Genomic DNA, 24474 nt, shown 5'->3' with positions numbered 1-24474 from the left:
GTGAACTTCAGTACCGTGTTTGCGGGCCAGTATGTAGGGATTAGAGAGATCGCTGACGAGATCTGGCTTGCCGGAAGGCCGGACCCCAGCTTTATGGATTATGATCTAGGCTTTTTTGATCAGACCGAGAACAGGGTGGAGCCAGTGGGTGTGAACCCCTTCGCTCCAAAAGTGTTACCCATGTCCTCGGAATAAAGTGCAACCTATGTGACCGGAATGCACCCTTGATTTAGTGGCAGGGGCAGAAGGACTCGAACCCTCGACCTACGGCTTAGAAGGCCGTTGCTCTATCCAGCTGAGCTATACCCCCACAGAGGCTGATGGCAACAGAGTGCCCTGCCGGGGTTCAGCGGTAAACCACAACCTCGACGCGGCGCGAGTATACCATTGGGGGCGAGCGATTCCAGAGTGTCTTGCGGAGTTCGTTTATAAGGATACAGCGAGACAGAAGATGGGGTGGCCGACGGGTCTTGAACCCGCTACCTCCGGAGTCACAATCCGGTGCTCTACCAGGTGAGCTACGGCCACCACTGCAAAAGGGCTGAAAACAACACAACCAACTCGACAACCGTGGCCAATAGTTGGTCGGGGTAGAGAGATTCGAACTCCCGACATCCTGCTCCCAAAGCAGGCGCGCTACCAGACTGCGCTATACCCCGATATCTCGCATGGACCAAACGTGCAGCCCGTTTTCAGGTGGCGAATGATACTCAGCCCCCGCGAGGGCGTCAACGTCCGTTTGGTCATAATATACTCCTTTCGCATTGCCCTCCCCTCCCAATCGCCACCTGCCCGTGGGACAATACGCGGCGAACGACTCCCATCCCCCTTTGATTACAGGATACAGACCCATGTCAGCACTGGTTCTGGACGGCAAGGCCCTCGCGGCCAAGACCGAAGCCGAACTGCTCGCGCGCGTCGAGCAATTGAAAACCCGTTCCGGCGGCAAAACGCCCATTCTCGCCACCATTCTGGTTGGTGACGATCCGGCTTCCGCTACCTACGTCAAAATGAAGGGCAATGCCTGCCGCCGCGTGGGCATGGAGTCACTCGCAGTTGAACTTCCCGCCGCCACCAGCACTGAGCAGTTGCTGGAGGAAATTGCCGCCCTGAATACCAACCCCGATGTCCACGGCATTCTGTTGCAACACCCGGTGCCCGAACAGATTGATGAGCGCGCCTGCTTCGATGCCATAGCGCTGGAAAAGGATGTCGACGGCGTGACCTGCCTGGGCTTCGGCCGCATGGCCATGGGCGAGGATGCCTATGGCTGCGCGACACCACAGGGCATTATGCGCATACTGGAAAGCTACGGCGTCGAGATTGAAGGCAAGCACGCCGTGGTGGTGGGCCGCAGCCCCATTCTCGGCAAGCCGATGGCGATGATGCTGCTGCAAAAGAACGCCACCGTCACCATCTGCCACTCGCGCACGCAGGACCTGCCTGCGCTCATCGCACAGGCAGACATCCTGGTTGGCGCCGTGGGCAAGCCGGAATTCATCAAGGCGGCCTGGGTCAAGCCGGGTGCGGTGGTGGTCGACGCGGGCTACCACCCCGGCGGCGTGGGTGACATCGAGCTCGCCCCCCTGCTGGAAACTGCCAGCGCCTACACACCCGTGCCGGGTGGTGTTGGCCCCATGACGATCAACACGCTCATCATGCAGACCGTGGAGTCCGGGGAAAAGTCTCTCAGCTAACGTCCACGGGAGCTCTCAAGCCCTGCGCCAGAGAGTTCCCTCGCGGCCGTCTTCGAGTTCTACACCGGCGTCCAGCAACTGCTGGCGGATCTCATCGGCGCGGGCAAAGTCCCGCGCCTGCTTGGCTGCCTGGCGCTCTGCTATCAGCGCCTCGATTGCCTCCGGTGTCATCTCCCCTGCTGCCGCGCCGCCCTGCAGCCATGCCGCGGGTGGTTGTTGCAGTATGCCCAGCAGTTTGCCTGCCGCCAGTAGCCGTGCTTTCAGCTGTGGCTTGTCAGCGCCCCCTGCTTTGTGCAACTGCTTGGCCAACGCATGCAGCTCGGCAATGGCTAGCGGTGTATTGAGGTCATCTTCCAGCGCCTGGTAGAACGGCTCGGCCGGCAAGTCCACAGGGCCGCTGTCCGGCAGGCTTTCCACGCCCCGCAGGGCGGTATAGAAACTCCCCAGGTTTGCCTCGGCCTGCGCCAGCAGGTCGGTGCTGAAATTCAACGGCGACCGGTAGTGGGCCGACAGCAGGGCGAAGCGCAGAACTTCGCCACGGTAGTGCTGCAGCAATTCACGCACAGTGCGAAAGTTACCCAGTGACTTGGACATCTTCTCGCCGTCGATGTCCAGATAGGCGTTGTGCATCCAGTAACGCACATAGTCGCCACCGTGGGCACACCGGCTCTGGGCAATTTCGTTTTCATGGTGGGGGAAGATGAGATCCCGACCACCGCCGTGGATATCAATGGTCTCGCCCAGGTGCGCGCGAATCATCGCCGAACATTCCAGGTGCCAGCCCGGGCGTCCACGGCCCCAGGGGCTGTCCCAGCCCGGGTCCTCGGCCGCAGCGGGCTTCCACAACACAAAATCCCCCGGATGGCGCTTGTAGTCGGCCACCTCCACACGGGCACCCGCCAGCATGTCATCCAGTGAACGACCCGAAAGCCGGCCGTAGTCCGGCATCGACTCCACGGCAAACAACACATGGCCTTCGCTGACGTAGGCATGGCCTTTTTCCAGCAGCGTCTGTGTCAGGGCAATCATGCCGTCGATATTGTGGGTGGCATGGGGCTCGAGGGTGGGCGGCAGTGCATTCAGCGCCGCCATATCCTCGCGGTATTTCGCGGTGAACTCGGCGGTAATGTCATCAATGCTGCAGCCCCGGTCGCGGGCCGCGGTAATGATCTTGTCGTCCACATCGGTAATGTTACGCGCGTAAACCACCTCCGCGTACTGGGTTTGCAGCAGGCGAAACAGTACATCAAACACCACCACCGGCCTCGCGTTGCCGATGTGCGCCAGGTTGTACACCGTGGGGCCGCAGACATACAGGGTGACGCGGTCTTGCTCTAATGGCACGAAGGGCTCCTTGCGGGCATTCAACGTGTTGTAAAGCGTAATACTCATGCATCGCCCCCTGCTGTGGCCCAGGTATCACGCAGCCCAATGGTGCGGTTGAACACGGGGTTGGCCGTCGTGTGATCATGCCGATCGGCCACGAAGTACCCTTCCCGTTCGAACTGAAAACCCTGCTCGGGCGATGCCTCGGCAAGGCTGGGCTCAATCCAGGCGCCCTCCACCGTGTGCAGGGAATCGGGGTTCAGCAGTTCCAGGTAGGCGTTGTCGCCCCAGTCGGGTGCTTCATGGGTGAACAGGCGGTCATAGAGGCGCACGGTGGCGCGACGACCCTCGCTGGCAGAGACCCACTGAATGACGCCCTTGGGTTTGATGCCATCGGCCGGGTCATTGCCCAGTGTGTCAGGGATGGTGTGCGCATGCACGGCAACAATGGCGCCGGTGTCATCCTTCACCACATCCGTCGCCTCGATAACATAGGCATTGCGCAAACGTACCCGCTTGCCCAGCACCAACCGTTTGTATTTCTTGTTGGCCTCCTCGCGGAAATCGTCCACATCGATGTAGACCTCGCGGGTGAAAGGCAAGGTACGACTGCCGAGATCCTCACGGCTCGGGTGGCACGGCGCGGTAATCACCTCCCGATGTGCCTCTGGCAGGTCGGTGAGAATCACCTTGAGCGGGTTCAGCACGCACATGCCGCGTGGCGAATTGTTGTTCAGGTCGTCGCGAATCGCGTGCTCCAGCATCGCCACATCGACGACACCGTCGCTGCGGGTCACACCAATCATGTCGCAAAAGGTGCGGATGGAGGCAGGTGTGAAGCCGCGCCGGCGCATACCGGCAATGGTGGGCATACGCGGGTCATCCCAGCCGCTGACGATCCCCTCATCTACCAGCGCCTTCAGTTTGCGCTTGCTGGTGACGGTGTAATTCAGGTTCAGGCGACCGAATTCGTACTGGCGCGGCCGCGATGGCACCGGCAGGTGTTCCAGCAGCCACTCGTAGAGCGGACGATGGTCTTCGAACTCCAGCGTGCAGATGGAATGCGTGACACCTTCGATGGCATCCTCCTGACCGTGGGCAAAATCGTAGGTGGGGTAGATAACCCAGGTGTCGCCGGTCTGGTGATGCGGCACCTTGCGAATGCGATATAGAATGGGGTCACGCAGGTTCATGTTCGGCGAAGCCATATCGATGCGCGCTCGCAGCACCCGGCTGCCCTCCTCAAACTCGCCATCGCGCATGCGCTGCAACAGGTCGAGGTTTTCCTCCACCGAGCGGCTACGGCCGGGGCTGTTGCGGCCAGGCTCGGTGAGAGTGCCGCGGTACTCGCGGGCCTGCTCGGCATTGAGGTCACACACATAGGCGTTCCCGTTGCGCACAAGGTGCACGGCCCAGTCGTAAAACTGCTGGAAATAGGCGGATGCGAAGCGCACCTCTCCCGCCCACTGGTAGCCCAGCCAGCGCACGTCCTCCTGGATCGCATCAATGAACTCCTGGCTTTCCTTCTCCGGGTTGGTGTCATCGAATCGCAGGTGGCAGTGGCCACCAAAACGCTCCGCAAGGCCGAAATTCAGGCAGATGGATTTGGCGTGGCCGACATGCAGATAGCCGTTGGGCTCGGGGGGAAAGCGCGTGACCACGGTCTGTACGCGACCCGCGGCAAGGTCGTCGGCGATGACGGTCTGGAGGAAGTTGTTGCCGGGCTTGGTGTCCATGGAGCCTTTGATTCCCAAAAGCGGCGCATTATAGCCCCAGACGTGCGGCGCTTACAGCTATACTCGGGTAGAGCGCACGGATCATCAGGGGCTGAAGGCCGGGCAAGCAGTTCGCGCCCGACGGCAAGCTGCAAATCGGTCACCGCGAAGTGTGAGGTAATGCCAAACACACACCGCGTGTTTTACAGTCAGGCAAAAGTCCGTATCATTGCGCTCTCTTTTTTCAATGGAGTTGTTCGACTCCCCAACAAGGCGGCGTATCTGCAATGGTTATCATTAAAACAACCTTTGGCGACATCACCCTGACCCTGGACGCAGACAAGGCCCCCATCACCGTGGCCAATTTCCTCCAACACGCGCGTGCGGGCTCCTACGATGGCACTATTTTCCACCGTGTCATCGACAATTTCATGATTCAGGGGGGGGGCTTTGACACCGAAATGCGCCAGAAGCCAGCCGGTGAGCCCATCGAGAACGAAGCGGACAATGGCCTGAAGAATGACTTCGGCACCATCGCCATGGCGCGCACCATGGACCCGCACTCGGCCACCACGCAGTTCTTCATCAATGTCAAAGACAATGACTTTCTTAACCACAGCGGCAAGAACATGCAGGGCTGGGGTTACGCGGTTTTCGGCAAGGTCACTGGCGGTGAAGAAGTGCTGAACAAGATCCGCGTTCTGCCCACCACGAGCCGCGCCGGTCACCAGGATGTACCGGTAGACCCGGTTATCATCGAAACCGTCGAGATCGTCGAAGGCTGAGCCACCGGGCCCGCGACTGTGAGCGCCACCTACCTGATTTCCGATCTCCACCTGGAATCCACCCGCCCGGCAACGGTGCGGGCCCTGCGGAGATTCCTGCTGGACCACCAGGATTGTGACGCGCTCTATATTCTCGGGGACCTGTTCGAGGTGTGGATTGGTGATGACGACGATTCGCCCCTCGCACGGGAGGTCACCGAGATGCTGCACCGCTTCACCGCGGCCGGGCCCAAACTGTACCTGCTGCCGGGCAACCGGGACTTTTTACTGGGGCGTGACTTCTGCAAGTCCGTGGGCGGCAAGCTGCTACGCGATCCCCGCGTCGTCAACCTCTACGGCACGCCCACCCTGCTCCTGCACGGCGACAGCCTGTGCACGCGGGATACCGAATACCAGGCTTTTCGCAAGACGACCCGCTCCGCTGCATGGCAAAACGAACTGCTGGCACGCAGCCTGGACGAGCGGCGCGCGCTGGCGCGCGAGTTGCGCAACCGCAGTCGCGAAGCCAACAGCAACAAGGCGGAAGACATCATGGACGTAACCCCCAGCGAGGTGGAACGCGCCTTCCTGGATCATGAAGTACAGTGCATGGTGCATGGTCACACCCATCGCCCGGCCCGCCATGAGCATGCCGCTGGTGTGCGCTGGGTGCTGGGAGACTGGGACCAGAAAGGCTGGTACGTGAAGGCCGACCCCGAAGGCTGCAGCCTGCATAGTTTCGATATAAAACAATAGCTTAAAGCTAAAATTTTACCTGAAATCTAGTTTTAGGCCGCCGCCGGCACGCCACTATGAAAACGAAACTCCCGATCGACGCCGGTGATCAGCGCTGCCTCTACATCCTTCAGCTGGTCCAGCCGCTTCGCAATCTCTTCCGCCGTAGCCAGCCCCCCAGCCAATGCCAGGTAGTCCTCGAAGTGTCGCGCCTCCGACTTCAGCAGCGAGCGATAAAACTCCGCCAGCTCACTGTCGAGGTGTGGAATCAGCGCAGCAAACCGTTCACAGGAGCGCGCCTCAATCAAGGCACCCACGAGCAAGGTATCAACCAGCCTGCCGGGCTCGTTGCCGCGTACCTGCGCTCGCAGGCCCGCGGCATAGCGCGACGCAGAAAGCTGCGGATATGCCATATTGCGTCGCTGCATGATGGCGAACACCTGCTCAAAGTGGCGCAACTCCTCGCGCGCGAGCCGCGATAGCTTCTGTAACAGCCTGGGGTGCTCCACATAGCGGTACATGAGGTTCAGCGCTGTAGAGGCCGCTTTCTTCTCACAGTTGGCATGATCCACCAACAGCGTGTGCGGATGCTCCAGCGCCCACTGTACCCAGGCCTGCGGCGTGGCGCAGGGCAAAAACGCCAGTACCGGCGCCATTAAGGTCTCGGTCATGATTGCAGGCCACCAAACAGGTCCGGCGTGCGCATATACCGCTCGTAGTGCGCTTCCGACAGGATGTAAAACTCGCGATCAATCGTGTCGCGCAGTTCGGTGAGGGTCAGGCGCGCATGACTGGCATGCACTTCGAACCCGAAGTCGGCGGGGCGCTCAATCTGCCCTGCCCCTGCCTTCAACAGGCTGAACACCCAGCAGTATTCATCGTGTTCCGGGTTGAACCGCAACTGCTGGACCTGCAGCTGCCAGGCCAGCAGGGGTTTGTCCCTCACCGCCAGGGTGTTGCTGACGCACTGCGACAGGAAGCCTGACAGGCGCGCGTCGATGGCGCGCTTCTGCTCCGCTGTGTAACTGTTCCAGTGAATAACCTCATGACTGAATCGCTTGCAACCGCGGCATACGGCATCACCTATACCCGTAGAGCAGACGCCAATACAGGGGGTCTTCACGGCTGGTTTGAGCATAATCGGGAAATTGGGCGGACTGAAAACAGCCCAAAAGTGTACGTCATCAGCCTGCTGAATGCACGGTATAAGCGTTTGATTTATTTATCTTAAACAGGCGCTGGGATATACTCCTGCGGCAAATTACACCTCCCCGCCATCGTAACAAGGAGTTTCACCGTGCTAGACGCCTATCGCGATCACGTGGCCGAAAGGGCCGCCCTGAATATCCCGCCCAAGCCCCTGAGCGCCGAACAGGTCGCCGCGCTGGTTGAACTCCTGAAGAACCCACCGGCGGGCGAAGAGGCCTTCCTTCTCGACCTGATTACACATCGCGTTCCACCGGGCGTGGATGAAGCGGCGTACGTCAAGGCCGGCTTCCTCACAGCCCTGGTACAGGGTGAAGCGAGCAGCCCGCTGATTGACGCGGAAGCCGCGGTGGTGCTGCTGGGCAACATGCACGGTGGCTACAACATCGAGGCGCTGGTCGGGCTGCTGAAGGATGACAAACTGAGCGCGCTGGCTGCCACCGAGCTCAAGCACACCCTGCTGGTGTTCGATGCCTTCCACGATGTGGAAGAACTGGCCAGGGCGGGCAACGCGCACGCCAAAGACGTGATGGAAGCCTGGGCCGCCGGCGAGTGGTTCACCAACCGCCCCGCGGTGCCCGAATCCATCAAAGTGTCCGTGTTCAAGGTAACCGGTGAAACCAACACCGATGACCTCTCTCCGGCCCCGGATGCCTGGTCCCGCCCCGACATCCCCCTGCATGCGCTGGCCATGTACAAGATGACCCGCGACGGCCTCACGCCGGAAGAACACGGCGTCACCGGCCCCATGACGCAGATTGCAGAACTGCAGGACAAGGGCCTGCCAGTGGCTTTTGTCGGTGACGTAGTTGGCACCGGCTCATCGCGCAAATCGGCGACCAACTCTGTGCTCTGGTTTTTCGGTGAAGACATGCCCGGCGTGCCCAACAAGCGCGGCGGCGGCATCTGCATCGGCGGCAAGGTTGCCCCCATTTTCTACAACACCATGGAAGATGCCGGTGCGCTGGTGTTTGAAGCGCCAGTAGACGACCTGAACATGGGTGACGTGATTGAAGTACGCCCCTATGACGGCAAGATTCTTTCGGAAAGCGGCGCTGTGCTGTCCGAGTTTGCCCTCAAGTCCGAGGTGTTGCTCGACGAAGTGCGCGCAGGCGGCCGCATCAACCTGATTATCGGTCGCGGCCTCACGGCGCGAGCCCGGGAATCACTCGGCCTGCCCCCCACCGACCTGTTCCGCCGCCCCGAGCAGCCCGCCGACAGCAGCAAGGGCTTTACCCTGGCACAGAAAATGGTCGGCAAGGCCTGCGGCATGGACGGCATCCGCCCCGGCACGTACTGCGAGCCGCGCATGACCACAGTAGGGTCGCAGGACACCACCGGCCCCATGACCCGCGATGAGCTGAAAGACCTCGCTTGCCTCGGCTTCTCCACCGACCTGGTCATGCAGTCTTTCTGCCACACTGCGGCCTACCCGAAGCCTGTGGACATCGACACCCAGCACAGCCTGCCCGACTTCATCATGACCCGCGGCGGTGTTTCCCTGCGCCCCGGTGATGGCATTATCCACAGCTGGCTGAACCGCATGCTGCTGCCGGACACGGTAGGCACCGGTGGCGACAGCCACACCCGCTTCCCCATGGGTATTTCCTTCCCGGCGGGTTCCGGGCTGGTGGCCTTCGCCGCCGCCACCGGCGTGATGCCGCTGGATATGCCGGAATCCGTTCTGGTGCGCTTCAAAGGCGAAATGCAGCCGGGCATCACCCTGCGCGACCTGGTGCACGCCATTCCCTACTACGGTATTCAGCAGGGCCTGCTGACCGTTGAGAAGAAAGGCAAGAAGAACATTTTCTCCGGGCGTATTCTGGAAATTGAAGGCCTCAAGGGTCTCACCGTCGAGCAGGCGTTCGAGCTTTCTGACGCCTCTGCAGAACGCTCTGCGGCCGGCTGCACCATCGCCCTGGACGAAGACACCATCGCCGAATACCTGCGCTCCAACGTGGTGCTGTTGCGCTCCATGATCGCCGAAGGCTACGGCGACAGCCGCACCCTGGAACGCCGCGCGGTGAAAATGGAAGAGTGGCTGGCCAACCCGAGCCTGATGACCGCCGATGCCGACGCCGAATACGCAGCCGTCATCGAGATCGACCTCGCAGAAGTGCGTGAGCCCATCGTCTGTGCCCCGAACGACCCCGACGATGCCCGCCTGCTGTCTACAGTGGCCGGCGACAAGGTTGACGAGGTGTTCATCGGTAGCTGCATGACCAACATCGGCCACTTCCGCGCCGCCGGCAAACTGCTGGACCAGCATAAGGGCGGTATCACCACGCGTATGTGGATTTCACCGCCGACGCGGATGGACGAACACCTGCTGATGGAGGAAGGCTACTACAACATCTTCGGCCGCGCCGGCGCGCGTACCGAAATGCCCGGCTGCTCACTCTGTATGGGGAACCAGGCACGGGTAGCGCCCAACAGCACGGTGCTTTCAACCTCCACGCGTAACTTCCCCAACCGTCTGGGTGATGGCGCCAACGTCTACCTGACGTCGGCCGAGCTAGCGGCCGTCGGCGCGATTCTCGGCAAACTGCCAACGCCCGAGGAGTATCTGGAGTACGCCAGCCAGCTGGATGCGATGTCATCGGAGATCTATCGCTACATGAACTTCGACCAGATCATCGAGTTCCAGAAGAGCGCGGAAGAAGGCAAGCGCATCTCGGCGGTGCAAATCGATACCGTCACGGCCTGAGTTCAGGCCAACACCGCCACGGCCCACTACGGTGGGCCGGATGGCGGCACACAAAAAAGCCGGCTTGCAGCCGGCTTTTTTGTCACTGCAGGAAACCCTGCTACGAAGATGTCTGGCTCAGAGCGCAGACTCCAACTGGGGCAAGGCATCGAACAGGTCGGCAACCAGGCCGTAATCCGCCACCTGGAAGATCGGCGCGTCTTCGTCCTTGTTGATGGCAACGATGACTTTGGAGTCCTTCATGCCTGCCAGGTGCTGAATAGCGCCGGAGATACCCACGGCAATATACAGGTCCGGCGCAACGATTTTACCCGTCTGACCGACCTGCATGTCGTTGGGCACGAAGCCGGCATCCACCGCGGCGCGCGAGGCACCAATGGCTGCCCCGAGCTTGTCGGCAATACCTTCGAGCAGCTTGAAGTTGTCGCCGTTCTGCATGCCACGGCCGCCAGAAATAACCACCGGTGCGGCGGTCAGTTCAGGACGGTCAGACACCGCGACTTCTTCGCCCACGAAGCTGGACAGACCGGCATCATGCACGGCGGACACAGCTTCTACCGTGGCGGAACCGCCCTCGGCGGCAGCCGCATCAAACGCGGTGGTGCGTACGGTGATGACCTTGCGTGCGTCACTGGACTGCACGGTGGCAATCACATTACCCGCGTAGATGGGCCGCTTGAAGGTATCCGCTGACTCCACGGCGGTAACATCAGAGATCTGCGCAACATCCAGCAGGGCCGCAACGCGGGGCATGATGTTTTTGCCGTTGGTGGTGGCGGGTGCAACAACGTTGTCGTATGCGGCGGCCACTTCTGCGATCAACAGGCTGACGTTTTCCGCCAGCTGGTGCTCGTAGGCGCCATTATCGGCGACCAGCACTTTGCCGATCCCGGCGATTTTTGCTGCTTCATCGCCTGCCGCGGCACAGTTTGCGCCGGCGACGAGGATATCGATATCCGCACCCAGCGCCTGGGCGGCGGTGACAGCATTCAGGGTGGCCGGCTTCAGGCTACCGTTGTCGTGTTCTGCAATAACGAGTGTACTCATGAGATCACCTTCGCCTCGTTTTTCAATTTATCCACCAGCTGTGCCACATCTTCAACTTTGATACCCGCCTGACGCTCTGCCGGCGGCTCTACCCGCACCAACGTAATATGGCTGGTGACTTCTACGCCGAGGTCAGCGGGGCTGTAGACGTCCAGCTGCTTCTTCTTCGCCTTCATGATATTCGGCAGTGACGCATAGCGCGGTTCGTTCAGACGCAGGTCGGTGGTGACGATAGCCGGCAGGCTGAGGCTGATAGTCTGCAGGCCGCCATCCACCTCGCGAACTACATTAAGTTTTTCGCCTTCTACCTTGATTTCAGAGGCAAAAGTACCCTGCGGCATATTGGTCAACGCACCCAGCATCTGGCCCGTCTGGTTGTTGTCGCCGTCGATGGACTGCTTGCCCAGAATCACCAGCTGGGGCTGCTCTTTCTCTACCACGCCCTTGAGGAGCTTGGCGATCACCAGCGGTTCAATGCGGCCTTCGGCTTCCACATGAATGCCGCGGTCAGCGCCCAGGGCAAGTGCGGTACGAATTTGTTCCTGGCAGGGCTTTTCACCCACGGAAACAGCGATCACCTCGGTCGCGACTCCGGCTTCCTTCAATCTTACCGCCTCTTCCACGGCGATCTCACAGAACGGGTTGATGGCCATTTTGACGTTATTCAGGTCAACGTCACTGCCATCGCCCTTGGCACGGACTTTGACGTTATAGTCAACGACGCGCTTAACGGCAACAAGAACCTTCATAGGATTTCCAACGCTAGTTTCGGGTGGGTTTGAATGGGCCGGGGCGCGTGGATCAAGGCGCCGACCTGTACTCGGGCCGCTATGTTGCCGCCAAAGGCTGTGGAGGTCAAGAGTGTTTCAGCGCGTCCCGGTGTGTGGTGCTGGACAGAAGCAGAGCACAGAGCACCCCCGGCCTTCTGGCTTTTAACCTTTAGAAATTATATACTTGCGCAGCTTTTTTGGCTGACTTTCGCTTATGCACGAAGCGGCCGCAAGCAGCCAACCAGACCCCCGCACGATCAGAGGAGCCTACCGTGGAACGTGAATCAATGGAATTTGATGTAGTGATTGTTGGCGCGGGGCCCGCGGGCTTGTCTGCCGCCTGTCGCATCATGCAGCTGGCCCAGGCGCAGGAACGGGAAGTCACGGTTTGCGTCGTCGAGAAAGGTTCCGAGGTGGGGGCGCACATCCTGTCCGGTGCCGTGTTCGAACCACGCGCGCTGGCGGAGCTGTTTCCCGACTGGGCCAACATGGGTGCACCGCTGAACACCGCGGTCACGCACGACAACTTCTTCTTTTACACGGGCGCCAAGAAAGCCATCAAGCTGCCCAATTTCCTGATTCCCAAGCCCACCCACAACGAAGGCAACTTCATCGTTTCGATGGGCAACGTCTGCCGCTGGCTGGCGGAACAGGCTGAGAACCTGGGCGTAGAGGTTTACCCGGGGTTTGCCGCTGCAGAGGTGTTGTACCACGACGATGGCCGGGTCAAGGGCATTGCCACCGGCGATATGGGGATAGGCGCGGATGGCGAGAAAAAGGACAGCTATACGCCCGGCATGGAGCTGCACGCCCGCTACACGCTGTTCGCCGAGGGCTGCCGTGGCCACCTGGGCAAACAGCTGATCAGCCGTTTCGGCCTGGATGAAGGCAAGGACCCCCAGCACTACGGCATCGGCATCAAGGAAATCTGGGAGATTCCCGCCGAGCAACATGAAGAGGGGCTGGTGGTACACGGCCTGGGTTGGCCGCTGCAGGAAAACGGCGCCAGCGGCGGTGCCTTCCTCTACCACGCCGAAAACAACCAGGTTTACCTCGGCCTGATCACCGACCTGAACTACAGCAATCCGCACCTGAGCCCGTTCGAAGAGTTCCAGCGCTGGAAACAACACCCCGAGACGTTGAAATACATCCAGGGTGGCTCACGCATCAGCTATGGCGCCCGTGCTATTACCAAAGGTGGCTACAACTCCCTGCCCACCATGCATTTCCCCGGTGGACTGCTTATCGGTTGCGATGCCGGCACCCTGAACGCGGTAAAGATCAAGGGCAACCACACCGCGATGAAAAGCGGCATGCTCGCGGCTGAGGCCGTGGTCGAGGCGCTGCTGCAGGGCGAGTCTGCGCCTGCAGATCTTGCCACGTATGCGGACAAGGTCCGTGATTCGTGGCTGCACGAAGAGCTTTACACCACCCGCAACTTCAGCGGTTTCATGCACAAATTCGGCTTCATGATCGGTTCGGCCATGGTGTGGATCGACCAGACCCTGTTCGGCGGCAAACTGCCCTTCACCCTGAATGACTCGGTGCCGGACTACGCCACCATGAAGCCGGCCAAGGAGTGCAAGAAACCCGACTACCCCAAGCCGGACAACAAGATCACCTTCGATCGCCTGTCCTCGGTGTTCCTGTCGAACACCAACCACGAGGAAGATCAGCCCTGCCACTTGACGCTGATCGACCCGAACATACCGCTGGAGAAGAACCTGCCGCTGTACGACGAGCCGGCACAGCGTTACTGCCCGGCCGGTGTCTACGAAGTGGTGGAGGATGCGCAGGGGCAGCGCTTCCAGATCAACGCACAGAACTGCGTGCACTGCAAAACCTGTGATATCAAGGATCCGTCACAGAATATCGTGTGGGTGACACCGGAAGGCTTCGGCGGTCCGACCTACCCCAATATGTGACCCGGCAGGTTCCCGCTATCGGTAGCTTGCAACTACTGTAGCGGGAACCACACGCCAGCGCTGCAGACCTGCAGCCGCCCCTCCCGCTCTTGCGCGGAGTCCACCAGACGATACCAGGCAGCCCGTGTCAGCACGGCACTGAGTCCGTGTGGCAGACGAACGGCCGCCACATCACCCACAGCCGGCTCGAGAAACAGGGCCTGTTCCGCGTTCACAGCGACCTCGCGGCCGGTATTGAGTTTGGCGTACAGCGTGTCGTCGCGGCGATTGATTTCAGTCACCACCAGGGGATGCAATTCTACCTGAATGCGCCATTTTTCTACCGGCGTGACCAGGTAGTACTCACCGTCTTCTTCCCGGCGCAGAATGCTGGCAAACAGCGCGACCAGGGGCGCGCGTCTGATTCTCCCGCCCTCGTGGTACCAGCTGCCGTCCGCCCTGATGCGGATATCGATATCGCCGGAGAGCGGTGGGTGCCATTGCTCCAGTGGCGGGCCTGACGTTTTCGCCGCGGCGGGCACGTTGCCCGCCAGTGTATCAAGTGGATCTGTCATTGTGCCCCCGCAGTGAAGTCAGGGAATCACCCTGACGTTGACAACGCCTTCCAGCGCACGCATGGATGCGAGGCTTGATTCAGCCGGACATATGTCCATATCGATAAGATTATAGGCGATATCGTCGCGGCTCTTGTTGAGCATATCCACCACGTTGATATTCAGCTCAGCCAGAATGGATAACACGCTGCCCAGAATTTTGGGGACGTTGGTGTTGGTCACTGCCAAACGGCACCCCCCTGCCCGCTCCAGTTGCAGCGTGGGGAAGTTGACTGCGTTGCGTATGTTGCCGTTTTCGAGGAAGTCGCGCAGCTGGTCAGCTGCCATGATGGCGCAGTTGTCCTCCGCCTCGTCAGTGCTGGCACCGATGTGTGGCATCAGCACGGCGTTCTTGCGACCAATCAGGGCCGGGCTAGGGAAGTCGGCGATGTACTTGCGCAGGCGGCCCTGGTCGAGGGCCTCGAGCAGCGCGGCTTCGTCGACAATCTCCTGCCGGGCAAAGTTGAGCAGGCAGGCCTGTTCGGGCATCACGGCAAACAACTCGGCATTGATCAGCCCACGTGTGGACTCCAGCGCCGGCAAATGCAGGCTCACATAGTCGCTGCGGGAAAACAGCGCCGATAGCGAGTCGGCCTTGCGCACCTGGCTGGACAGACGCCAGGCAGCATCTACCGACAGGGCCGGGTCGTAGCCGATGACGTCCATACCCAGAGTCAGCGCCATGTCAGCTACCAGGGAGCCGATGGCACCCAGGCCAACCACGCCCAGCGTTTTGCCGCGCAGCTCGTTGCCCTTGAAGTGCTTCTTGTTGGCTTCCAGGGTCTTGTTGAGTTCCGCCGGGTCCGTGATGCTGGCGAGGCCGGACACGTATTCCAGGCCTTCTACCACGCCTCGTGAGCCCAACAGCAGCCCCGCCGCCACCAGTTCCTTCACCGCGTTGGCGTTGGCGCCGGGCGAATTGAATACCGGAATACCGCGCCGCGTGCATTCCGCCACCGGGATGTTATTGACACCGGCGCCAGCGCGCGCAATCGCCACCACGGTGTCGGCGATATCGTCGGCCTGCAGCTTGTGGCTGCGCAGCAGGATGGCGTCGGGATGCGCAAACTCGCTGGCTATTTCATAGGCGTCACGGGGCAGGCGCTCAAGGCCTTTCAGGGAAATCTGGTTAAGCGTGAGAATACGTCGGGCCATGATGAAACGGGTTTCCTTGTTGTCTGTCAGCGTGCGTCAGAGCACAGAGATGTCGGCTGCGGCACGCAGGCCCTGCTCGTGTTCAACCTGCAACAGCGCACCGAACTCACTGCCAATGCGCTGCCGCAGGCCACGTTGCTGCTCGGCGTCGAGGCTGGCCAGAGCCCCGGCCTGCACGCGCACCAGCTGCACGACGCGGGCATCCCCGGAGGCATCGATCACGTAGTCAGCGACCGGCTTGTCGTCGCCCGGAGCTGGCAGGCTGAACGCGCGCTGCAGCACCGCCGGCGGCAGCACACGGCTGTCGCGCTGGGCTCCCAGCTCCACCTGCCATTCCACATTCTCGCGTGCCGCCAGCGCCTCAATGCTCTGTTCGCCAGTAGTAAGTTCAGCCACAGCCTCGGCGGCGGCGCTCTCCAGTGCCTCACGCGCCCGTTCCCGGGTGATGCTGCGCGCGATCTCTTCCCTTACCGCATCCAGCGGCTCCAGCGTCGGCTTGTTGTGCTCATGCACGTGTACCGCAACGAAGCGGTCACCGCCCAGCTCCAGCACCTCGCTGTTGTGCCCCAGCTCCAGCACGTCTTCAGAGAAGGCTGCACGCAATACGGAAGGTTCGGCGAGAGGGCCGTCTCTCTGTTCACGAGTCATCGGTTCGGTACGCAGCACCTCAAGCCCCAGCTCCTGGGCCGGCGCACGCAGGCTATCCGCGGTGAACGCGATGTCGCGCAGCTCTTCCACCGCAAGCAACAGCGCGACGCGGGCTTCACGTTCTTGCAGACCGGCTTCAAGCTCGGGACGCAGCTCCGCCAGGCTGGGCGCTTCTGAATCGCGGCGCTCCGTGACCATGAGAATGTGCGTACCGGCATCGGTTTCGACCGGCGCGGACACTGTGTCCACCTCAAGTGCGGCCACGGCCTCCTCCATCTCCGGCGGGAAGGCATCACCGGCGGAAAACCCGAGGTCACCACCATTGCCGGCTGAACCCACGTCATCCGAGCGCTCTGCGGCCACATCGGCAAACGACTTGCCCGCTGCGAGTTCATCCTGCACGGTGGCAATACGCGCGGCGAAGTCCGCCTCCGACTCATCACTACCGCGCTGCAGTAGAATATGCGAGACTCGGTTCTCCGTCTGATACTGGTAGCTGTCCAGCTGGATACGGTACTCCTCCTCAATCGCGGCCTCTTCCACCGGTTCGCGGAAATCGTCCAGCGTCAACTCGACATAATCCAGCACGACAGACTCCGGCGTCATGAAGCTGGCCTCATTCTCACGGTAAAACGCCTCGAGGTCCTCCTCACTGACTTCAACCGCATCGAGATACGGTGCCAGGGGCAAAGTGAGGTAACGCACATCACGCTGCTCGGCGACAACCCGTGCGGTCAGGGCGAGCTCGGCGGGCGTGGCAAAATCACTACCGGCAAGGCCGGCACGTACCTGACCCAGAATAAGGTCATCGCGCAACGCGCTCTTGAAGGACGCCGGGGTAAAACCGGCTGATGCCAGCAGGCTTTTGTACATCTCGGGAGAGAAGTTGCCGTCGAGCTGGAATTGCTCCATCCCCGCAATAACGGCGCCGAGCTCCGCTTCGGAGACCGTCAGGCCCATGTCGCGAGCCGATTGCATCAGCAGCTTGCGCGAGACAATGCCCTCAAGAGCCTGGGCACTGATCCGCTGGTCGTCAAGCATGGCAGGATCGAGATTATCCCCCATCATGGCGATCAACTGACGCCGCTGTGTATCCACCGCCTGCTGCAACTCCATCGGCGTGACGGCTTCGCCGTTGACCTCGGCGACGGCACCACCGCCACCGCCCAGCAGAATCGATTCAATACCAAAAAGTGCGAAGGAGATGACGATCAACCCGATAACAACCTTGGCGGCCGTTCCCTGAGTGGTCTTGCGGATGTCCTGAAGCATGGTGTCTTCCGTTCCTTATCAACAAAAAAGCGCACTCATGAGTGCGCTTTTCCCTGAACCGTTACCGGTACACAGACGGGGTGATGAGCGCTGCGCGAGCGAACGCCAGACCCGCCGGTTACTGCAAGTCAGCCGTTGACGGCGTCCTTGAGTGCCTTGCCGGGCTTGAAGCCGGGCACATTGGAGGCCTTGATCTGGATAGTCTGGCCAGTCTGCGGGTTGCGGCCTTCGCGGGCAGCACGCGCTTTCACGGCAAAAGTGCCGAAGCCTACCAGCGTTACCTGATCACCTTTTTTCAGGGCTTGCGTAATGCTGTCTACCACGGCGTCCAGAGCGCGCCCGGCAGAAGCTTTCGGCAGGTCGGCAGCGGCAGCAATGGCGTCAATGAGTTCGGTTTTATTCACAGGTATCCCCTTGGAGTGTTATCTGACTAAAGTATGGTGTTCTCATCCGCAATGAAATGCGGGCAATTCATGATGCAGCAGGCGAGCACCTGAAAGTGATTCCAGCTGTACACTGGCCAGCACCTCTCGGCACCAAAAACCGGCAGGAAGCGCACTGGATTCAGGGGGCTGACTGTATACCAGAGCCGAGTTGGCGGTCAACCAGCACCCCGCTCTCAATGCGTATTTATCCGGTTTTTCTCGCCCTGCTCGCTGTCCTGGCCGCTTCCGGGAGCGGGTGCGAGGTACTCTTCATCCGAGAGTGGCTCCGGCACGCGCTCAAGCGCAATCGCCAACACCTCGTCAATCCACTTCACGGGCCGGATCTGCAGATCCTGCTTGATGTTCTCGGGCACTTCCTTGAGGTCACGCTCGTTTTCCCTGGGTATGATCACCGTCTTGATGCCACCGCGACGCGCCGCGAGGAGTTTCTCTTTCAACCCCCCAATGGGCAGCACTTCACCGCGCAGGGTAATCTCGCCCGTCATCGCCACGTCCGCGCGCACCGCGATGCCGGTGCTGATGGACACCAGCGCGGTGCACATGGCCACGCCGGCACTAGGACCATCCTTGGGTGTAGCCCCTTCGGGCACATGAATGTGCACGTCGTGCTTGTCGTGCCAGGAGGCCGGAATACCGAGCACCTGTGAGCGGCTGCGTACCACGGTGGTCGCCGCCTGAATCGACTCCTGCATCACGTCGCCGAGCGAGCCCGTCTTGACATAGCGGCCCTTGCCCGCCACCGATGCCGCCTCAATCGTCAGCAACTCACCACCCACAGATGTCCAGGCGAGGCCTGTCACCTGCCCCACCTTGTTCTGCTCCTCGGCAATGCCGTAGTTGAATTTGCGCACGCCCAGCAGGTCCGGGAGCATGTCGGGAGTCACCTCTGCCGACACACTGTCTTCTTCCAGTGCAATGCGCTTGACCATCTTGCGGCAGATCTTCGCGACTTCCCGCTCCAGCGCCCGTACGCCCGCTTCGCGGCTGTAGTAGCGGATGATGTCGATCACCGTGTCTTCACCGATGGTGATCTCTTCCTTGCCCAGGCCGTTCTGCCGTATCTGCTTCGGTATCAGGTATTTGGCCGCAATGCTGACTTTTTCGTCTTCCGTATAGCCGGGAATACGGATGACTTCCATGCGATCCAGCAACGGACCGGGAATGTTCATGGTGTTGGAGGTACACACGAACATCACATCCGAGAGGTCGTAATCGACTTCCAGATAGTGGTCGTTAAAGGCGTGATTCTGCTCCGGGTCCAGCACTTCCAGCATCGCGGACGCAGGGTCGCCGCGGTGGTCCATACCCATCTTGTCAATTTCATCGAGCAGGAACAGCGGGTTACGCACCCCTGCCTTGGCCATTTTCTGCAACAGCTTGCCCGGCATGGAACCAATATAGGTGCGCCGGTGGCCCCGAATTTCCGCCTCGTCACGCACGCCGCCCAGCGCCATGCGCACGAATTTGCGGTTGGTGGCGCGCGCCAGCGACTCGCCCAGCGAGGTCTTGCCCACCCCGGGCGGGCCAACCAGGCACAGCACCGGACCCTTCACTTTGCGTACACGCTTCTGTACGGCGAGATATTCCAGTATGCGCTCTTTCACTTCCTCAAGGCCGAAATGGTCTTCATTGAGAATACCGGAGGCGCGCTTCAGGTCGTGCTTCACCTTGCTGCGGCGCGACCAGGGCACACTCACCATCCAGTCGATATAGCTGCGCACCACCGAGGCTTCGGCAGACATCGGCGACATCATCTTGAGCTTGTTCAGTTCGGCGACCGCTTTCGTGCGCGCCCCATCGGGCATGCGCGCATCATCGATCCGTGCCTGCAGGTCGTCCAGCTCGCTCGGGGCTTCATCAAGGTCCCCCAACTCTTTCTGGATCGCCTTCATCTGCTCGTTGAGGTAGTACTCGCGCTGGCTCTTCTCCATCTGCTTCTTGACGCGGCCGCGGATACGTTTTTCCACCTGGAACAGGTCGATCTCCGCCTCCATCAGGCCCATGAGGTGCTCAAGCCGGGCCCGGATATCGGCAATTTCAAGAATGGACTGTTTTTCCTGCAGGTCCACACTCATGTGCGCGGCAATCGTATCCGCAAGACGGCCCGGCTCGTCAATGCCCGACAGCGAGGTGAGAACCTCGGCAGGCACTTTCTTGCTGAGGTTCACATACTTTTCAAACTGGCTGACCGTAGAGCGCAGCAGGCCCTCGGCCTCATCATCGGGCACGTCATCACTCTCGACTTCACGAACACCGGCAACCGTGAACCGGCCTTCGTCGTCCACATTGTCGATCACCGCGCGATAACTGCCTTCCACCAGCACCTTGATCGTGCCATCGGGCAGCTTGAGCAGCTGCAGGATGTTGGACACGGTGCCCACCTGGTAGATGTCGTCCACGCCGGGGTTGTCATCGGCCGCATTGCGCTGGGCGACGAGCAACACCTGCTTGCTGCCAGCCATGGCATCTTCCAGCGCTTCGACGGACTTTTCCCGGCCAACAAACAGCGGCAACACCATGTGCGGGTACACCACGACATCGCGCAGCGGCAGCAGGGGAAGATCAATTACCGAGGAGGAACCCATACAAATCTCCGGGTTGTGAATGGTCACAGCTGACCTGTAGATGGGGGCGGTGCAGCCGGAACACAAGGCCCCGGCACACTTTGCGCCTGCCGGGCCGGGGGCCCGGGCAGCCGGAACCTTGCGGTTCCGGCGCTACTCGTCCTTCGACGCCGCTCGCGCTGCCGGCTCGTGGTTCTGGTATACCAGCAGTGGTTCGGAGTCACCGCGAATCACCGATTCGTCGATAACCACCTTGCTGACATCGCTGCGCGAGGGAATGTTGTACATGGAGTCGAGCAGTACGCCTTCGAGAATGGAGCGCAGGCCGCGAGCACCTGTTTTGCGCTCCATGGCCCGTTCGGCCACGGCTCGCAGGCCGTCTTCACGGAAGTCGACCTCGACACCCTCCATTTCAAACAGTTTACTGTACTGTTTGGTCAGTGAGTTGCGCGGCTCGGTCAGGATCTGCACCAGAGCGGGCACATCGAGCTCTTCCAGCGTTGCAATCACCGGCAGGCGGCCAACGAACTCGGGAATCAGGCCGTATTGCACCAGATCCTCGGGCTCAAGGTCGAACAACAGCTCGCCGACGTTGCGGCGCTCGTCCTTGCTCTTGACCTCGGCATTGAAGCCGATGCCGCCTTTTTCGGAACGGTTGCGAATCACCTTGTCCAGGCCCGCGAATGCACCGCCGCAAATGAACAGGATGTTCGAAGTGTCCACCTGCAGGAACTCCTGTTGCGGATGCTTGCGCCCGCCCTGCGGCGGCACTGACGCCACCGTACCCTCGATCAGCTTGAGCAGCGCCTGCTGCACGCCCTCACCCGATACATCCCGGGTGATAGAGGGGTTGTCGGACTTGCGCGAAATCTTGTCGATTTCGTCGATGTACACAATGCCGACCTGCGCTTTCTCAACGTCGTAGTCGCATTTCTGCAGCAGCTTCTGGATGATGTTTTCGACATCTTCACCCACATAGCCCGCCTCGGTCAGCGTGGTCGCATCCGCAATGGTAAAGGGCACATCCAGCAAGCGTGCCAGCGTTTCCGCCAGCAGCGTCTTGCCGCTACCGGTTGGCCCCACCAACAGAATGTTGCTCTTGCCCAGCTCCACGTCTTCACCGCGGCTGCTGGCCTGACTGTGGCGCAGACGCTTGTAGTGGTTATACACCGCCACCGAAAGCACTTTCTTGGCGCGCTGCTGGCCGATCACGTACTCGTCCAGGATCGTCTTGATTTCGTGTGGCGTGGGCAGGTGGTCGCGCTTTGCTTCGCTGTTACCTTCCTGCACTTCTTCGCGGATGATGTCGTTACACAGATCGACGCACTCATCGCAAATGAACACCGAGGGACCAGCGATCAGTTTGCGCACTTCGTGCTGGCTCTTGCCGCAAAATGAGCAGTACAGCAGCTTGCCGCCGTCGTCGCCTGATTTTGTGGTGTCTTTAGTCATGCTCTGCCCTGTGGCCTATGAATTCTGCAATCTCATCTGGTTCAAAGATGATGTTTTTTCCCGCCATTTGCAAGCCCGCGGACAGGGCGCCCGGCAGCGTTGTCTTATGACGCAGCCGGCGCGCGGCGATTGACCACCTCGTCAATCAGCCCGTATTCCTTGCTCTGCTCGGCGTTCATGAAGCGGTCGCGCTCCGTATCGCGCTCGATCGTCTCAAGGGTCTGGCCGGTATGCTCCGCCATCAACTCGTTCAGGCGGCGACGGATAATGAGGATTTCGCGCGCCTGGATATCGATATCCGAGGCTTGCCCCTGGGCTCCGCCGCTGGGCTGGTGAATCATGGTGCGCGCATTCGGCAGGATGAAGCGTTTGCCGGCGGCACCGCCCGCGAGCAGGAAAGCCCCCATGGAAGCGGCCTGACCGATACACATCGTGCTCACATCCGGTTTAATGAACTGCATGGTGTCGTAAATCGACAGCCCTGCTGTCACCGAGCCGCCGGGGGAGTTGATGTAGAGGTGAATATCCTTGTCGGGGTTTTCCGACTCCAGGAACAACAGCTGGGCCACGATCAGGTTTGCCATGTGGTCCTCTACCGGCCCTACCACAAATACCACGCGCTCCTTGAGCAGACGCGAGTAGATATCGTAGGAGCGCTCACCGCGGGCCGTTTGTTCCACGACCATCGGGATCAGGCCCAGGTTGTTGACATTCATCGTGTTACGCCCGTCTGGCAAATTCGACATGCGATCGTTTCCTTGGTTGTCAATTGAGGCGCCGCCTCGACGGCGCCTGAATGTGTTCAGCGCTGGCTCTGAGCCTGTGCAATGGCTTCCTGGTAGCTGCAGGGCTCATCGGTCACCTCCGCCGCTTCCAACAGCTTGTCGACCACACTGTCCTCAAGCACCTTGGACTCAACGGAGGAAAGCTGCTCCGGATTGCCATAGTACCAGTTGATCACCTCTTCCGCGTCCTGGTAGGTGGCGGCCAGTTCCTCAATCGTTTCCCGCACTTTCGCCGGGTCTGCCTTGAGTTCGAACTTGCTGATCATCTCGGACAACACCAGACCCAGCTTGACGCGGCGCTCGGCGTTGTCACGGAACATGTCATCGGGCAGCAGGGAGTCCAGATCCAGACCTTCAGGGGCCGCACCGCCAAACTGCTGGAACATTTGCTTGCGCAGCGCCTGGATCTCCTGGGAGATCAGCGCCCTGGGCACTTCCAGACCCTTGTGCGCCTCTACCACGGCATCCATGACCTGCTGTTTGACACGACTAGTTACGGCGTTTTTCAGCTCTCGGGTCATATTTTCCGCAACTTCCTTGCGAAACTGGTCCTCACCACCCTCTTCTACGCCGTAAAGCTTGAACAACTCCTCGTCCAGCGGTGCCAGCACCAGCTCTTTCACGTCGTTGACCTTAACCGCGAACTGTACCGCAGCGCCCTGCAGCTCCTCGCTGTGGTAATCCTCGGGGAACGTCAGCTCAAGGGTTTTCTCGTCGCCGGCGGCCAGGCCCACGATGCCGTCTTCAAATCCGGGGATCATGCGACCGGAGCCGAGCTCAAGGTCGGTTCCCTCGGCGCTGCCACCGTCAAATGCTTCGCCATCCCGAGTGCCGGTGTAGTCCAGATTGACGATATCGCCCATGGCCGCGGCGCGCTCGACAGATTGACGCTCCCCCTGCTGCTTGCGGAACACCTCAATGATGTTATCGACATCGGCATCCGTGACTTCGGCAGCCGGACGGGTAACGGCAAAGCCGGACATGGACACGACTTCAACTTCGGGGAACACTTCAAACGTGGCCACGTATTCCAGATCACGACCGGCTTCGAGGCTGCGCGGCTCGATGCTGGGCTGGCCGGCAGGGCGCAGCTTTTCCTGTACCACGGCCTCCTGGAAAGAACGGCTCATGACCTCGCCCAGGACTTCCTGGCGAACGCCAGCGCCGTAGCGCTGACGCATCACTTTCATCGGTACCTTGCCGGGCCGGAAGCCGGGCAGGCGCACGTTCTGGGCGGCTTTTTGCAGCCGCGAATCGACCTCACTGTCAACCTGGGCGGCGGGTACGCCGACAGTCAAACGGCGCTCCAGGCCCGAAGTCGTTTCAATGGACACCTGCATGCTTATTCCTCACAATCCAGTCGGTAGTGGGCGCCGGTGCGCCCCGTCATCAGAACGACCCTGGCCCGGGCCAGAGTCGCTGTCAGTTGGTGCGGAAGGAGAGACTCGAACTCTCACGCCTTGCGGCACTGGAACCTAAATCCAGCGCGTATACCAATTTCGCCACTTCCGCGTGTCGGGAAACTGCCAGTGCGCGACGTTACAGTGCTGAAAATCAACCTGCAAATACGCCGTAACTTCTTGATTTCTTTGGCCTTGATGACCTAAAGAACCGCAACTTTGAGTTCTCGCAAGGCTGCGGATTCTGCCACAAACCGGGTTCGCACA

General features: G+C 60.6%; 19 protein-coding genes, 4 tRNA genes and 1 pseudogene. 6 read left to right on the top strand and 18 right to left on the bottom strand.

Annotated elements, in window-relative coordinates; all coding sequences use genetic code 11:
- A pseudogene (locus G533_RS25025) lies at window positions 1-195 on the top strand (hypothetical protein); the annotation flags it as partial.
- Window positions 196-233: 38 nt separating this feature from the next.
- On the opposite strand, the gene G533_RS0117250 reads toward G533_RS25025, so the two are convergent.
- The 3 genes from G533_RS0117250 to G533_RS0117240 all read right to left on the bottom strand — a co-directional run bounded on the left by G533_RS0117250 (window position 234) and on the right by G533_RS0117240 (window position 659).
- Window positions 234-310: transfer RNA gene (locus tag G533_RS0117250), tRNA-Arg, on the bottom strand.
- Window positions 311-452: 142 nt separating this feature from the next.
- Window positions 453-528: transfer RNA gene (locus G533_RS0117245), tRNA-His, on the bottom strand.
- 54 nt (window positions 529-582) lie between these two features.
- A tRNA-Pro gene (locus tag G533_RS0117240) sits at window positions 583-659 on the bottom strand.
- A 192-nt stretch (window positions 660-851) separates the two neighbouring features.
- Here G533_RS0117240 and folD point away from each other — a divergent pair.
- Window positions 852-1697 carry a bifunctional methylenetetrahydrofolate dehydrogenase/methenyltetrahydrofolate cyclohydrolase FolD gene (gene folD, locus G533_RS0117235; protein WP_027951033.1) on the top strand — a complete coding sequence of 282 codons (846 nt, stop codon included), beginning with the start codon at window positions 852-854 and terminating at the stop codon, window positions 1695-1697.
- Window positions 1698-1712: 15 nt separating this feature from the next.
- Here the strand turns inward: folD and cysS are convergent, their stop codons facing one another.
- Window positions 1713-3089 carry a cysteine--tRNA ligase gene (gene cysS, locus G533_RS0117230; RefSeq protein ID WP_027951032.1) on the bottom strand — a complete coding sequence of 459 codons (1377 nt, stop codon included), beginning with the start codon at window positions 3087-3089 and terminating at the stop codon, window positions 1713-1715.
- Window positions 3086-4759 (bottom strand): glutamine--tRNA ligase/YqeY domain fusion protein, encoded by a 1674-nt coding sequence (locus G533_RS0117225; RefSeq protein WP_027951031.1) that lies wholly within the window; start codon window positions 4757-4759, stop codon window positions 3086-3088. The genes cysS and G533_RS0117225 overlap by 4 nt, the downstream gene beginning before the upstream one ends.
- Window positions 4760-5025: 266 nt before the next feature.
- Between G533_RS0117225 and G533_RS0117220 the strand changes: the two genes are divergently transcribed.
- Window positions 5026-5523 carry a peptidylprolyl isomerase gene (locus tag G533_RS0117220; protein ID WP_027951030.1) on the top strand — a complete coding sequence of 166 codons (498 nt, stop codon included), beginning with the start codon at window positions 5026-5028 and terminating at the stop codon, window positions 5521-5523.
- Window positions 5524-5541: 18 nt separating this feature from the next.
- Entirely contained in the window at window positions 5542-6258 is a 717-nt protein-coding gene (locus G533_RS0117215) for a UDP-2,3-diacylglucosamine diphosphatase (protein ID WP_027951029.1), read from the top strand.
- Between the two features lie 32 nt (window positions 6259-6290).
- Here the strand turns inward: G533_RS0117215 and G533_RS0117210 are convergent, their stop codons facing one another.
- A complete protein-coding gene (locus G533_RS0117210; RefSeq protein WP_027951028.1) occupies window positions 6291-6908 on the bottom strand; it encodes a MiaE family protein in 618 nt (205 codons plus the stop codon).
- Window positions 6905-7360: a DUF1289 domain-containing protein gene (locus G533_RS0117205; RefSeq protein ID WP_338035411.1), complete on the bottom strand. Its 456-nt coding sequence runs from the start codon at window positions 7358-7360 to the stop codon at window positions 6905-6907. The genes G533_RS0117210 and G533_RS0117205 overlap by 4 nt, the downstream gene beginning before the upstream one ends.
- 174 nt (window positions 7361-7534) lie before the next feature.
- Here G533_RS0117205 and acnB point away from each other — a divergent pair, with 174 nt between their 5' ends.
- On the top strand, window positions 7535-10150 hold the full coding sequence (gene acnB, locus G533_RS0117200; protein WP_035528793.1) for a bifunctional aconitate hydratase 2/2-methylisocitrate dehydratase: 2616 nt from the start codon (window positions 7535-7537) through the stop codon (window positions 10148-10150).
- A gap of 117 nt (window positions 10151-10267) precedes the next feature.
- Here the strand turns inward: acnB and G533_RS0117195 are convergent, their stop codons facing one another.
- On the bottom strand, window positions 10268-11197 hold the full coding sequence (locus tag G533_RS0117195) for an electron transfer flavoprotein subunit alpha/FixB family protein (RefSeq protein ID WP_027951025.1): 930 nt from the start codon (window positions 11195-11197) through the stop codon (window positions 10268-10270).
- The gene (locus tag G533_RS0117190) at window positions 11194-11946 is read right to left on the bottom strand and encodes an electron transfer flavoprotein subunit beta/FixA family protein (RefSeq protein ID WP_027951024.1); all 753 of its coding nucleotides are present in this window, start codon (window positions 11944-11946) and stop codon (window positions 11194-11196) included. Before G533_RS0117190 ends, G533_RS0117195 begins: the two co-directional genes overlap by 4 nt.
- A 293-nt stretch (window positions 11947-12239) precedes the next feature.
- Here G533_RS0117190 and G533_RS0117185 point away from each other — a divergent pair, with 293 nt between their 5' ends.
- Window positions 12240-13892 carry an electron transfer flavoprotein-ubiquinone oxidoreductase gene (locus G533_RS0117185; RefSeq protein WP_027951023.1) on the top strand — a complete coding sequence of 551 codons (1653 nt, stop codon included), beginning with the start codon at window positions 12240-12242 and terminating at the stop codon, window positions 13890-13892.
- A gap of 32 nt (window positions 13893-13924) precedes the next feature.
- Here G533_RS0117185 and G533_RS22590 read toward each other — a convergent pair whose 3' ends face one another.
- The 9 genes from G533_RS22590 to G533_RS0117140 form a co-directional block, all read right to left on the bottom strand.
- Window positions 13925-14446: a DUF1285 domain-containing protein gene (locus G533_RS22590; protein ID WP_035528787.1), complete on the bottom strand. Its 522-nt coding sequence runs from the start codon at window positions 14444-14446 to the stop codon at window positions 13925-13927.
- A gap of 18 nt (window positions 14447-14464) precedes the next feature.
- On the bottom strand, window positions 14465-15640 hold the full coding sequence (locus tag G533_RS0117175; protein ID WP_027951022.1) for a phosphoglycerate dehydrogenase: 1176 nt from the start codon (window positions 15638-15640) through the stop codon (window positions 14465-14467).
- A gap of 36 nt (window positions 15641-15676) precedes the next feature.
- Window positions 15677-17560 carry a SurA N-terminal domain-containing protein gene (locus G533_RS0117170; protein ID WP_027951021.1) on the bottom strand — a complete coding sequence of 628 codons (1884 nt, stop codon included), beginning with the start codon at window positions 17558-17560 and terminating at the stop codon, window positions 15677-15679.
- 128 nt (window positions 17561-17688) lie between these two features.
- Entirely contained in the window at window positions 17689-17964 is a 276-nt protein-coding gene (locus G533_RS0117165) for an HU family DNA-binding protein (RefSeq protein WP_027951020.1), read from the bottom strand.
- Between the two features lie 215 nt (window positions 17965-18179).
- Window positions 18180-20591, bottom strand: coding sequence for an endopeptidase La (gene lon / locus G533_RS0117160; RefSeq protein ID WP_027951019.1), 2412 nt, complete (start codon window positions 20589-20591; stop codon window positions 18180-18182).
- 132 nt (window positions 20592-20723) lie between these two features.
- The gene (gene clpX / locus G533_RS0117155; protein ID WP_027951018.1) at window positions 20724-22022 is read right to left on the bottom strand and encodes an ATP-dependent Clp protease ATP-binding subunit ClpX; all 1299 of its coding nucleotides are present in this window, start codon (window positions 22020-22022) and stop codon (window positions 20724-20726) included.
- A 104-nt stretch (window positions 22023-22126) separates the two neighbouring features.
- On the bottom strand, window positions 22127-22768 hold the full coding sequence (gene clpP, locus G533_RS0117150; RefSeq protein WP_027951017.1) for an ATP-dependent Clp endopeptidase proteolytic subunit ClpP: 642 nt from the start codon (window positions 22766-22768) through the stop codon (window positions 22127-22129).
- Window positions 22769-22824: 56 nt separating this feature from the next.
- On the bottom strand, window positions 22825-24147 hold the full coding sequence (gene tig, locus G533_RS0117145) for a trigger factor (protein ID WP_027951016.1): 1323 nt from the start codon (window positions 24145-24147) through the stop codon (window positions 22825-22827).
- An 87-nt stretch (window positions 24148-24234) separates the two neighbouring features.
- Window positions 24235-24319: transfer RNA gene (locus tag G533_RS0117140), tRNA-Leu, on the bottom strand.
- Window positions 24320-24474: the final 155 nt, after the last annotated feature.

The sequence above is a fragment of the Haliea salexigens DSM 19537 genome, from assembly GCF_000423125.1.
In the GTDB taxonomy this organism is placed as follows: Bacteria; Pseudomonadota; Gammaproteobacteria; order Pseudomonadales; family Halieaceae; genus Haliea; species Haliea salexigens.
Note: the sequence above shows the minus strand (reverse complement) of the source record. Positions and strands in the feature narration are given on the sequence as shown.